Source organism: Rhodococcus sp. 06-1474-1B, assembly GCF_002258885.1.
Classification (GTDB): domain Bacteria; phylum Actinomycetota; class Actinomycetes; order Mycobacteriales; family Mycobacteriaceae; genus Rhodococcoides; species Rhodococcoides fascians.
Genome location: NZ_NOYR01000023.1, coordinates 295,153 through 307,566 on the forward strand (window position 1 = coordinate 295,153; position 12,414 = coordinate 307,566).

Annotated in this window: 9 protein-coding genes; 5 read left to right on the plus strand and 4 right to left on the minus strand. The window is 65.6% G+C overall.

The window, feature by feature from the left end:
* The first annotated feature begins 33 nt into the window (after nucleotides 1-33).
* From CH266_RS11630 to CH266_RS11640, 3 genes are read left to right on the plus strand one after another with little or no spacing between them, the layout of a single operon-like run.
* Nucleotides 34-1,716: an ATP-binding cassette domain-containing protein gene (locus CH266_RS11630; protein WP_032366426.1), complete on the plus strand. Its 1,683-nt coding sequence runs from the start codon at nucleotides 34-36 to the stop codon at nucleotides 1,714-1,716.
* Nucleotides 1,683-2,963: a uroporphyrinogen-III C-methyltransferase gene (gene cobA, locus CH266_RS11635; protein ID WP_094715317.1), complete on the plus strand. Its 1,281-nt coding sequence runs from the start codon at nucleotides 1,683-1,685 to the stop codon at nucleotides 2,961-2,963. The genes CH266_RS11630 and cobA overlap by 34 nt, the downstream gene beginning before the upstream one ends.
* Before the next feature lie 7 nt (nucleotides 2,964-2,970).
* Nucleotides 2,971-4,458, plus strand: coding sequence for an MFS transporter (locus CH266_RS11640; RefSeq protein WP_032383396.1), 1,488 nt, complete (start codon nucleotides 2,971-2,973; stop codon nucleotides 4,456-4,458).
* 13 nt (nucleotides 4,459-4,471) lie between these two features.
* Here the strand turns inward: CH266_RS11640 and mgtE are convergent, their stop codons facing one another.
* From mgtE to yaaA, 4 genes are all read right to left on the minus strand, one after another.
* Complete coding sequence (mgtE, locus tag CH266_RS11645) at nucleotides 4,472-5,818, minus strand: magnesium transporter (RefSeq protein ID WP_052055003.1); 1,347 nt, start codon at nucleotides 5,816-5,818, stop codon at nucleotides 4,472-4,474.
* Between the two features lie 44 nt (nucleotides 5,819-5,862).
* Entirely contained in the window at nucleotides 5,863-6,762 is a 900-nt protein-coding gene (locus CH266_RS11650) for a nuclear transport factor 2 family protein (RefSeq protein ID WP_032383395.1), read from the minus strand.
* 64 nt (nucleotides 6,763-6,826) lie between these two features.
* Nucleotides 6,827-8,038 carry a DUF2786 domain-containing protein gene (locus CH266_RS11655; protein WP_032383394.1) on the minus strand — a complete coding sequence of 404 codons (1,212 nt, stop codon included), beginning with the start codon at nucleotides 8,036-8,038 and terminating at the stop codon, nucleotides 6,827-6,829.
* Nucleotides 8,035-8,778, minus strand: a complete 744-nt coding sequence (gene yaaA / locus CH266_RS11660) for a peroxide stress protein YaaA (protein ID WP_032383393.1) — start codon at nucleotides 8,776-8,778, stop codon at nucleotides 8,035-8,037. Before yaaA ends, CH266_RS11655 begins: the two co-directional genes overlap by 4 nt.
* Nucleotides 8,779-8,848: 70 nt before the next feature.
* On the opposite strand from yaaA, the gene CH266_RS11665 reads away from it, so the two are divergent.
* Together CH266_RS11665 and CH266_RS11670 are read left to right on the plus strand one after the other, a co-directional pair.
* A complete protein-coding gene (locus CH266_RS11665) occupies nucleotides 8,849-10,600 on the plus strand; it encodes a proline--tRNA ligase (RefSeq protein ID WP_032391525.1) in 1,752 nt (583 codons plus the stop codon).
* Between the two features lie 91 nt (nucleotides 10,601-10,691).
* Nucleotides 10,692-12,413, plus strand: coding sequence for an acyl-CoA dehydrogenase family protein (locus tag CH266_RS11670; protein WP_094622442.1), 1,722 nt, complete (start codon nucleotides 10,692-10,694; stop codon nucleotides 12,411-12,413).
* The last annotated feature ends 1 nt before the right edge of the window (nucleotide 12,414 follow it).

A 12,414-nucleotide genomic window follows, 5' to 3' on the forward strand; every position in this document is an offset into this window, starting at 1 on the left:
CATCGAGGGGCTTATGGGGTTGGCTGGTTCGTTGTGGCCCATCTCGAACTCAACGACATCGTGTACTTCCTGCCCGACGGACGGCAGCTGCTCAACGGCGTCGGCTTCCGGGTGGGCGACGGTGCCAAGACCGCACTGATCGGGCCCAACGGAACCGGTAAGACGACGTTGACGCGCATCGTGGCGGGCGACGAGGCTCCCGACGAGGGCGCGGTGTCGAGCTCCGGTTCGCTCGGGGTGATGCGGCAGTTCGTCGGGCAATTGCGAGACGACTCGACGGTGCGTGACCTGTTGCTGTCGGTCGCGTCCCCAGCCGTGCGGTCCGCAGCTGCTGCGCTCGACGCCGCCGAGAACACGATGATCGAGGTCGACGACGAGAAGACCCAGATGAAGTACGCGCAGGCCCTGTCCGATTGGGGCGACGTGGGCGGCTACGACCTGGAACCGTTCTGGGACAAGGTGACCACGGCTGCACTCGGTATGCCGTTCGATCGCGCGAAGTGGCGCGCGGCTTCGACGCTCAGTGGCGGTGAGCAGAAGCGGCTCGTGCTCGAGTCGTTGTTCGCCGGCACCGACGATCTGCTGCTGCTCGACGAGCCGGACAACTACCTCGACGTGCCCGGCAAACGTTGGCTCGAAGCGACCATTCGCGACTCCGACAAATCCGTCCTGTTCATCAGCCACGACCGGGAGCTCATCGCCAACGCTGCCAACCGGATCGTGACCCTGGAGCCGGGGGTGAGCGGGGCCACCGCGTGGGTGCACGGCGGTGGGTTCGCGACGTATCACGCAGCGCGGGAAGACCGGAATGCGCGACTCGACGAACTGCGCAGGCGGTGGGACGAGGAATTGGTCAAACTGCGCGCGCTGGTGTTGCGTCTGCGCGAGAAGGCGAAGTTCAACGACGGCGTCGCCGCCCGCTACCACGCATCGCAGACGCGACTGGCCAAATTCGAGGAGGCCGGACCGCCCGAGGCCGTGCCGCTCAAGCAGCACGTCACCGTCCGGTTGCGCGGTGGTCGAACGGCCAAGCGTGCGCTCGTGTGCACGGCCCTGGAACTGACCGGCCTGATGAAACCGTTCGACACCGAGATCTGGTACGGCGATCGCGTGGCGGTATTGGGTTCCAACGGCTCGGGCAAATCGCACTTCCTGCGTCTGCTCGCCAACGGCGGCACCGATCCCGAGAAGGAGCACGAGCCGGTCCAGGAACTCGCACTCGCGCCCGTTCCGCACACCGGGACAGCGGTACTCGGGGCCCGGGTACGGCCCGGTCTGTTCGCGCAGACGCACACGCGTCCGGATCTTGCCGGCAACACGCTGCTCGAGATTCTTCACATGGGCAACGAGCACCGGGACGGCATGGGCCGTGAGGCTGCCGGCCGAGCGTTGGACCGATACGGTCTGGCCCGCGCGGCCGAACAGTCCTACGACAATCTGTCGGGCGGGCAGCAGGCACGTGTGCAGATTCTTCTGCTCGAGCTATCCGGCGCCACGCTGCTGCTGCTCGACGAGCCGACCGACAACCTCGACCTGATGTCGGCCGATGCGCTCGAAGACGCCATCGCGGCATTCGAGGGCACCGTGATCGCAGTGACACACGACCGGTGGTTCGCCCGCAGTTTCGATCGATTCCTGGTGTTCGGTGCCACCGGGCAGGTTTACGAAGCAGCCGAGCCCGTATGGGACGAGAAGCGAGTCCAGCGCGCGCGGTAGCGTTTCCTCTCGTGAACGCGACTGACTCTCCCTATCTGGTCGGCCTGAATCTCGAAGGGCGGCGCGTCGTCGTGGTCGGTGGCGGCACCGTCGCACAGCGTCGACTACCGCTGTTGATCTCGTCCGGAGCAGTGGTCCACGTGGTCACCCGCGAGGCCACTCCGGCCGTGGAGGCAATGGCGACAGCAGGGCAGGTGACGCTCGAACTGCGCGATTACCGCCACGGCGATCTGGCCGACGCCTGGTACGCCATCGCCTGCACCGACGAGGCCGAGACCAATATCGCCATTGTTGCGGAAGCGACCGCGTCCAAGATCTTCTGTGTCCGTGCCGACATCGCCAAGGACGGCACAGCCGTCACTCCGGCGTCGGCCGAATGGGACGGCCTCACGCTGGGAGTGCTGGCAGGCGGCGAACATCGCCGATCGGCCGCCGTGCGCAATGCCGTCGTCGAAGCGCTGCAGTCCGGCGTCGTGGCCGACTCGGTGCACGCGCCGCTGACCGGTGTCGCGCTCGTGGGCGGCGGGCCGGGCGACCCGGATCTGATCACCGTCCGGGGCCGCAGACTGCTGGCATACGCGGACGTCGTGGTGGCCGATCGGCTGGCTCCACCCGAGTTGCTCGCCGAACTCGGACCACACGTCGAGGTCATCGACGCCTCGAAGATTCCATACGGCCGGGCAATGGCGCAGGAAGCCATCAACCAGGCGCTGATCGACGGTGCCAAGGCCGGCAAGTTCGTGGTTCGGCTCAAGGGCGGTGACCCGTACGTCTTCGGTCGCGGTTACGAGGAGCTCGAAGCGCTGGCCGCCGAGGGCATTCCGGTCACGGTGGTACCGGGCATCACCAGCGCGATCTCGGTTCCGTCCTCGGCCGGAATCCCGGTGACGCATCGCGCCGTCACCCACGAATTCGTCGTCGTGAGCGGTCACGTGGCCCCCGATCATCCCGATTCTCTGGTCGACTGGGACGCGTTGGCCAAGCTCAAGGGCACAATCGTGTTGCTGATGGCCGTCGAGCGCATCGGGCTGTTCGCCGATGTACTCGTGGCGGGCGGCCGCCCGTCGGACACCCCCGTCATCGTCGTTCAGGAGGGCACCATGCGCACCCAACGTGAAGTTCGGGCCACGTTGAGCACCGTCGCCGACGCGGTCCGCGAGGCCGAAATCAGGCCGCCGGCGATCGTCGTCATCGGCACCGTGGCCGGGTTCTCTGTACACGCCGGTAACGTGAACGCTCGTGCCTGAGTCATCGATGTCCAACACCTCCGCCACCGAGATCAAGTACCCGGTGACGACTCGAGCGTTCGGGATGGCGATCATCGTCCTGAGCGGGCTGCAACTGATGGTGGTTCTCGATGGCACCGTCGCCAACCTGGCCTTGGCTCCGCTGCAGGCCGATCTGGGTCTGTCCGACGCCGGGCGCAACTGGGTGTTGACCTCCTACGCGTTGGCCTTCGGTGGGCTGATGTTGCTCGGCGGCAGGCTCGGCGACGCCTTCGGGCGAAAGAAGATGTTCCTCGCCGGCGTCGTCCTGTTCACGATCGCCTCGTTGCTGTGCGGACTGGCAGTCAACGAAGCCACGCTCGTTGCGGCGAGGGCACTGCAGGGGGTCGGTGCCGCGGTGGCGTCGCCCACGGCATTCGCGCTGGTGGCCACGACATTCGCTCCTGGCCCGGTGCGTAATCAGGCCATCGCCATCTACGCCGCCATGACCGGTGTCGGGTCCATTGCCGGGCTCATCATCGGCGGCGCTCTGACCGAGGTGTCGTGGCGTTGGATCTTCCTGATCAACGTACCGATCGGCATCGTCATCGTCGTGCTCGCCGTCGTGTCGCTGCAGGAGACCGTCGGGGCGAAGCTCGCCCTGGACGTGCCGGGTGCGATCCTGGCGACCCTGGGCTGCACGGGTGTGGTCCTCGCGCTGAGCGAGGGTACCGAGCTGGGCTGGTCTAGCCCGATCGTCATCGTGTCGTTGATCGCCGGACTGCTGTTCCTCGGATTGTTCCTGTTGGTCGAGCGACGGGCCGAGAACCCGCTGCTGCCGTTCTCGTTGTTCGTCAGTCGCGATCGAGTGGCGACCTTCGTCGCGATCTTCTTCGCCGGCGGGGTCATGTTCTGTCTCGCTGCATATGTGGCGTTGTTCGTGCAGGACATTCTGGGCTACAGCCCGCTGCATGCCGGCCTGGCTTTCGTGCCGTTCGCCTTCGGTCTCGGTGCCGCGGCGTTCCTCGCGTCGCAACTGGTGACTCGGATCGCTCCGCGCTGGCTCATTCTCTGTGGTGCGGTCATCATGGTCGGCTGGCTGCTGGTGTCCGTGACGACGATGGACGCGGATTCGGCGTACTTCCCAGGGTTGTTCTTCCCGGTGATCGGGATCGGCTTCGGCGTCGGTCTGACGGTCGTTCCGCTGCCTCTGTGCGCCATCGCGGGCGTGAGCCCCACCGAAATCGGTCCGCTGACGGCAATCTCGCTGGTCGCCCAGACCCTCGGCGGTCCTCTGGCGCTGGCCGTCATCGGGGCACTGGTCACGTCGCGAACACTGTCCCTCGGCGGCATATCCGGGCCGGCGACTCTGATGAACGACAGTCAGCTCGACGCACTGAGTTCCGGGTACATGTTCGCGCTGTTCTGTTGCGCGGTCTGCGCCGTGATCGCCGGCATCGCCGCACTGTTCATCCGATACACCCCGCAGCAGGTGGCCCAGGCGCAGGCCGCGCAGGAAGACGCCCAGAAGGGCTGACGAGCGGGGCCGATCAGACTCCCAGTACGGCCTTGGCGATGAGGAAGTAGACGATCAGGCCGGTCGCATCGCAGAAGGTCGAGATGAAGGGCGTCGAGAACACCGCGGGGTCGACGCCGATCTTCTTGGCGATCAGCGGCATCGCACCGCCGACCGTCGCGGCGAGCGTGCATATCGACAGCAGCGTCGTGCCGATGACCAGGCCCAGGTGCCAGTCGTAGACGAGTCCGGCAATGACGAACCCCAACGTTCCGAGCATCGCTCCCATCGTCGCGCCGACGCGGACCTCGCGAAACAGCACAGCGGCGATGTCGCGCGGGCGGACGTCACCCAGGGCGAGCGCGCGGGTCACCGTGGTCGCGGCCTGCGAACCGGTGTTCCCGCCCGTGCCGGTGAGCAGCGGAATGAACAGCGCGAGGGTCACCACCGCGGCCAGTGCATGCTCGAAGATCTCGAGCACCTGCACGGTGAGGATGGCCGACAACGCCAACACGAGCAGCCAGACCACGCGCGAACGAACGATGGACAGGACCGGCGTCGACAGGTACGGCCGACGCAGCGGTTCTGCACCGCCCGCCCTGGCGGCGTCCTCGTCCTCGGCCTCCTCGAGAATGCGAGAGGACTGCTCGAGGGTGAGGATGCCGATCAGGCGCTGTTCGGAATCGACCACCACCACCGCCGGACTGCGATGCTCGAAACACAGACGTGCCGCGACCTCCGCCGACGAGTCCGCCCGCACCACCGGATGCGACGAATGGAGCTCTCCGACCGGCGTTGTCGATTCCGCCGTCGCCAGATCGGCGAGCGTCACCACACCGAGCAACGTGCGATGGTCGTCGGTGATGGGCAGCAGGTACACCGATTCTGCGTCGGGACCGGTCCGTCGCACCGCGTCGAGAGCCTCGGCTGCCGTGGTGTCGCTGCGTAGGCGCACGTACTCCGGGCTCATTCGACGGCCTACCGAACCGCGGTCGTAGCCCAGCATCGGTGCGGTAAGCGCCCGTTGGGCGGGCGACAGGCCGAGCATCATGCGATGCGCGATGTTGGAGGGCAGCTCGTCGAGCAGTTCCACTCGGTCGTCGGGATCGAGGTTCTCGAACAGGGCGATGACGTCGTCGCTACGCAAACTCTCGAACAGCTCGCTGCGAATGGTCGCGTCGAAGCGCTCGAACACGACGACGGCCTCGTCCTTGGGCAACAGCCGAAACAGAACCGCCCGCTGCGCCGAGTCGACCCGTTCGAGCATTCTGACCGCGTTCGTCGTGGACAGACCCGCCATCAGGGTCGACAACGCGGCCACGTCGCGCTCGGCCAGTAGTTCCGATGTCCTGGTCACGATGTCGTCGAGAGTCTCGGGCACCGGTCCATTTTGCCCTGCCGGCGGTCATCGACCGACAGCGGTCGCTACTCCGGAACGACGTCCCAGTGCTCGACGATGGCACCGTCGAACCGGAAGATGTCTCCCGCGACGAAGGGGTCGGATTCTGCTGCGCCCGGCGCTTTCGCGAACGTCCACACCAGATCGCCGTCGGCCAGCGAGACGACCGATTCCGAGGCAGGGAACTGCGCGCCGCCGGCGAAGAACTGTTGCAGTGCCGCGGTGCCGTTGCCCGCAATCGGATTGTGTTGCAGGTAGGACGGGGCGAAGTCGGTCCCGAGCACGGACGCGTCGTGTTCGCGGAAGAGCGCGTCGTAGGTAGCCGTCACCGACATACGTCGGCGCTCTTCCTCGTCCTCGGTCGGCTCGGTGGGCGCGGTCGGGTAGCGGTAGAGGTCACTGAACATGGTGTTGCCGCTCATCGACGTGGCCGGCACGGATTGCGTCATGGCCCAGTGCTCGGTGACCTTGCCGCCGTCGAAGGCGAAGAGGTCGATGTTCGCTTCACCGGTGGTCTCGGATGCCGGATCAGCGGTGGCCTGCCAGTGCACTGCGACCCATCTGCCATCGGCCGCGACATGCTTGACGACGGCTCGTGCACCGGGAATCCGTGTCCGGGTGGCCTCGAATCGGGCGACGATCGCGTCGGGCCCCACCGCTGGTCCAGGTCGATCGACGGCGTTCTCCGCCACGACCGACGCGGCGGCGGCAGGTTCTTCGGCCGTGAATGCAGATTCGAAGAGCGTCAGCGCTGCTTCTTCGTTGCGTGATTCGGTGACGCTGTCGGAGCGGTCGTCGGGCGACTGCGCGGCTACGGAGACGTCGTTCGGCTCCGGGGTGGAGGGCGACGTACCGCACGCCGTGATGGCGGACAGTGCGACCAGAACGGGCACGGTGAGTCGAGCAGCTGCGCGTGTTCGGTTCATGTCTGCTCAACTGACTTGAAGCTACAACAGTTCCCGAATCGGTCGACGAACCTCGTGGAATGTTTCAGCGGGACAGATCGGCTCGGTCGGCCGCGGCTCGTCCCGAATCCCATCCTTCGGCATCGAGGCGCGGGCCGCGCATCGGCTTGGCGGTGGGAAAGAGGCGGTCGAACTCCGCTTCCACGGCAACGGTCTGTGCCGCGAGAATCGGCAGCAGGTCGCCCGATTCCTGTCTCGCCTCGTCGAGGGCATGCGCGTCGGCATCGGTGAGACGATCTCCGATTCGGATGGCGTAGGCGTAGAGGAACGCCTTGCCGAATGCGGCCGAGCCGGCCTTCTTTCGCTTCTTGGCTTCGGGCGAGTGGCCGAGAGCTCGGGTTGCCTGCACCAGCAACGAGGTGAAGACGAGCTCGGCCTGTTCCACGTCTACCGGCGCGCCCACCAGCGTCGCAACGGCGTACTCCGCGTCCCAGATCGTCTTGACCCGGTTGGCAGTACCGGCGACGTGCAAGAGCTGGGCTTTGGCGGGTGCGTGCGGACTGTCGATGTGCACCCGTCGACCGCGAACGTCGAGATGACCCTCGGCCAACAGCAGCGTGTCGATCGAGTATCGCGTCATCAACTCCTGCGCCTTGGCGGTCAGCGTCTCGGCCTCCTCCGCGAAATCGGTGGCATCGGCCTTGGCCAGCAGACCGCGAATCTTGGCCAGCATCTTGCTGTTCGGTGAATCCGAGCCGGTGGTCGTCGGCACCGACGAGCGTGTGCGGGGCCATTGCGAGGGCTTGGCACCCAGTTGCGGCCAACGGGGGAGGGTTTGCCACTGGCCGAGCAGAGTGAGCACGTCGAGCCACTGATCGCTGGCGGCGATGTAGTCGGACTTGCCGGACGCCACGAGGTACGCCGTGAGGAAGTCGGGAGTGGCGTCGACTCGGGCTGCGACCGTCGGGAACTGTTCGCAGATCGCCGACATCTGATCGACCCAATCGTGCGGGGCGCGGGAGTCCGCTTCGATGAGATCGGCATGGTGCAGCAGTGCCGCGGCAGCGAGATTCGTCACGGCCACCGTGTGCTGACGCCGGACCACATGCATCAGATCCAGTGGTTGCCAGCCGTTTTCGTACAGTGTGCCGATCATGTTGGTCAGTGCCAGCGTGCCGAGTTCGTTCGCTTGCATCGAGACCAGACGGTCGGCGATGTCGTCGGCGATGCGTTGACTCTTGTTCTTGCCGACCGACGCCTCGGCTCCCTGTCTGAGCAGTTCCGGAACGGCGCTCATTCGGTGAGCACGATCAGTTCGGTGTCCGACGCCACTTCGACTCGAAGACCCGCCTTCGACGCCACGCGCGCAACAGCTTTCACATCTTTGGGCTCGGCCGTGGTCAGGGTCAGCGCGCGGGCGAGCAATCCCTTGTGATGCTTGTTGAAGTGGCTCACCACCGACCGACTGCCGTCGGGCTTCTCGGTGAGCACCGTTGCCGTGATCGCCCCGGGGATGGGCCCGAGCTGTTGATAGGTGCCGGACCGGAGGTCGACGACGATTCCCTCGGCCTCGGTGAGAAGGGCCTCGGACAGTTCCGGCTTCCAATGTGATCGCAGTGTGCCGAAGCCGGGAATCGTCGATCCGCCGGAGAGGCGGTAGGCCGGAATCGGGTCGGACGCGCGAACGGCCCCGAACAGTGCCGACCCGATCCACAGCCTGGCATCCGCACGCGCGCGTCCGGCACGGGTGAAGGTCGACGCCCCGAGAGCGTCGTACAGCACTCCTGTGTACCGGCGCAGGGCCGGAGTGGTGGGCGAGGCGAACAGGCGAGCGTTCCGTTCGATCTCGTCCACCTGGGTCGGACCGAGACCGAGCGCGGTGATGGACGCGTCGACGTCGTCGGAGAGCCGGACCAGGGCGTCGGCAAGCGTTCGGCGGAGCGGAAGCAGGGACGGCAACGACAACCGGCCCAGATCGAGAGGTGCTCCGGAACCGCCGTCGGACTTCGTCTCGGAGGGAGGCAGCAGAATCAGCACGGGGGTCAAGGCTACTCACTTCGCGGCCGCCTATCCGCAGGCGCTGCACCACCGACTAGTCTGACAACCCGTGATCACCCGTCTTTCGCAGCTGTTCCTTCGTACCCTTCGCGACGACCCGGCCGACGCCGAGGTCGACAGTCACAAGCTGTTGGTTCGCGCAGGCTACGTTCGTCGTATCGCGCCGGGCGTCTATTCGTGGCTGCCGCTGGGTCTCCGGGTGCTGCGACAGGTCGAACGCGTCGTCCGCGAGGAAATGAACGCCATCGGGGCGCAGGAAATTTCGCTGCCCGCCCTGCTGCCGCGTGAGCCGTACGAGACGACGAACCGGTGGACCGAATACGGGGACGCACTGTTCCGGTTGCAGGATCGCAAGGGCAACGACATGCTTCTCGGTCCGACCCACGAAGAGCTGTTCGCGTTGACGGTCAAGGCCGAATACAACTCGTACAAGGACCTGCCGGTCACGCTGTACCAAATTCAGACCAAGTATCGCGACGAAGAGCGTCCTCGCGCCGGCATTCTGCGCGGACGCGAATTCGTCATGAAGGATTCCTACTCCTTCGACATGGACGAGGACGGACTGAAGCGGTCCTACGCCGCACACCGCGACGCCTACCAGCGCATCTTCGCCAGGCTCGGGGTCAGCTACGTCATCGTCGCCGCGACGTCCGGCGCGATGGGCGGAAGTGCGTCCGAGGAATTCCTGGCCGAGAGCGACATCGGCGAGGACACCTACGTTCGGTGCATCGAATCGGGATACGCGGCCAACGTCGAGGCCGTCACGACCCCGGCACCGGACCCCATCGCCATCGAGGGGCAGCCTGCCGCGGTCGACTACGAGACGGGCAACACTCCCACCATCGCGACGCTGGTCGAGTGGGCGAACGGCGCAGATCTGGGTCGTACCGTCACCGGTGCCGACACGCTCAAGAACATCCTGCTCAAGGTGCGGTCCGCCGGTGGCGAGTGGGAGCTGCTGGCCATCGGCCTGCCCGGTGACCGTGAGGTGGACGAGAAGCGCCTCGAAGCATCGCTAGAGCCTGCCGAATTCGCATTGCTGACCGACGCGGACTTTGCTGCTCACCCGTTTCTGATCAAGGGATACATCGGGCCACGTGCGCTGCAGGCCAACGGAGTTCGCTACCTCGTCGACCCCCGGGTGGTGAACGGAACATCGTGGATCACCGGTGCCGATGTGCAGGGCAAGCACGTGGTGAACCTCGTGGCCGGCCGCGACTTCGTTCCCGACGGCACCATCGAGGCCGCCGAGGTGCGTGACGGGGACATGTCACCCGACGGACAGGGGCCGCTGGTCAGCGCTCGCGGAATCGAGATCGGGCACATCTTCCAGTTGGGCTACAAGTACACCGATGCATTCTCGGTCGACGTACTCGGCGAGACCGGCAAGCCCGTGCGACTCGTACAGGGTTCCTACGGCGTCGGTGTCTCCCGTCTGGTGGCCGTCATCGCCGAGCAGATGCACGACGACAAGGGCCTTCGGTGGCCGTCGGAGGTAGCACCCGCCGACGTACATCTGGTGATCGCGAACAAGGACGAGGCCGCGCGCGCCGGCGCAGAATCCATTGCGACGCAACTCGATTCGCAGGGCATCGAGGTTCTCTTCGACGACCGCAAGGCCTCGCCCGGCGTGAAGTTCAAGGACTCCGAACTGATCGGTGTTCCGCTCGTCGTCGTCCTCGGCCGCGGTTGGGCCGATGGCAGGGTCGAAATCCGGGACCGCTTCTCGGGTGAGAGCCGTGAACTCGACATCGATTCCGCGGTCGACGAGATCGTCGCCGCGGTGCGCGCCACCACGTAACAGCCCGTCCCGATCTCTCCACGCTCGATCTCCCCACGCGCCGGTCTACTCGCTGGTAGCTTCGGGTCACACGACTAGGAGAGGTCACACCGTGGCTCAGTTTGCGCTGTTCGATCCGACAACTTTCGATCCCGCCGAGCTCGACGAGGAGTCTCGTCGTCAGCTCCGCGCACTGATCGATTGGTTCGAGGATCGCGGTAAGGCCAGGCTGCTCGCCGACGATCTCGAGGGAGTCTGGCCCGCCGACTTCCTCGAGTTCGTCGCAGCCCAGAAACTGTTCGCCACGTTCTCGACGCCGGCCGAGTATGCCAACGGGTTGCCCAACGCTCGTTGGGACGCTGCCCGCAACGCCGCTCTGAGCGAAATTCTCGGGTTCTACGGCTTGGCCTATTGGTACACCTGGCAGGTCACGGTGCTCGGCCTCGGCCCGATCTGGATGAGCGACAACGACGACGCCAAGCGCCGCGCAGCGCGAGAGCTCGACCGCGGCGGCGTCATGGCATTCGGATTGTCCGAGCGCGCACACGGTGCCGACGTCTACTCCACCGACATGCTGTTGACGTCCGCCGTCGACGACGACCTCGAGTTCACCGCGTCGGGGGAGAAGTACTACATCGGTAACGGCAACGTGGCGGGCATGGTGTCGGTGTTCGGTAGACGCACCGACATCGACGGGCCGGAGTCGTACGTCTTCTTCGTCGCCGACAGCTCGCATCCCGCGTATCGGTTGCGCGAGAGCGTCGTTCACGGCCAGATGTACGTCAGTACCTTCTCGCTCGAGAATTATCCCGTTCGCCGCGAGGACATTCTGCATACCGGACCCGACGCGTTCTCGGCTGCACTGAACACCGTCAACGTCGGCAAGTTCAACCTCTGCACCGGCTCGATCGGCATCTGCGAGCACGCGTTCTACGAGGCGATCACACACGCCAACAATCGGATTCTGTACGGCAACCGTGTCACCGAATTCCCCCACGTGCGCAGTGCGTTTGTCGATGCCTACTCGCGGCTGACCGCCATGAAGCTGTTCAGCGCGCGTGCTCTGGACTACTTCCGCGCTGCGGGTCCCGGCGACCGCCGCTACCTGTTGTTCAACCCCATGACCAAGGCCAAGGTGACGTCCGAGGGCGAGTCGGTGGTTCGCTTGCTGCACGACGTCATCGCCGCCAAGGGGTACGAGAAGAACACCTACTTCCGTGAAGCCGCGCAACTCATCGGAACATTGCCGAAACTCGAGGGAACGGTGCATGTCAACGTCGCCCTGATGCTCAAGTTCATGCCGGCATACATGTTCTCGCCCACCGATCAGGCGGAGGTGGCCACGTTCACCGACGCCGTCGACGACGGATTCTTCTTCGCCCAAGGCCCCGCTCGCGGCGCGAGTTCGGTTCGGTTCCACGATTGGAACCCGGTGTATCGCAAGCATTCCGGTGTTCCCAACGTGGGTCGTTTCTACGAGCAGGCCCAGGCGTTCGCGTCGTTCCTCGCCGAGTGCGCCCCCGACGAGTCGCAGCAACAGGACCTCGACTTCCTGCTCGTGGTGGGGCATCTGTTCTCACTCGTCGTCTACGGCCACCTGATCCTCGAACAGGCCGACGAGATCTCCACCGACATGCTGGACCAGATCTTCGACTTCCAGATCAGGGACTTCTCCGGCTACGCCGTCGCGCTGTACGGAAAGCCGTCGTCGACCGATGCACAGCAGAAATGGGCGCTGGACGCCGTACGCAAGCCGGTGGTGGACGCAGCACGATTCGAGACGGTCTGGAACGACGTCGTCACGTACGACGGTCGGTACGAGATGCGCCCCTAGG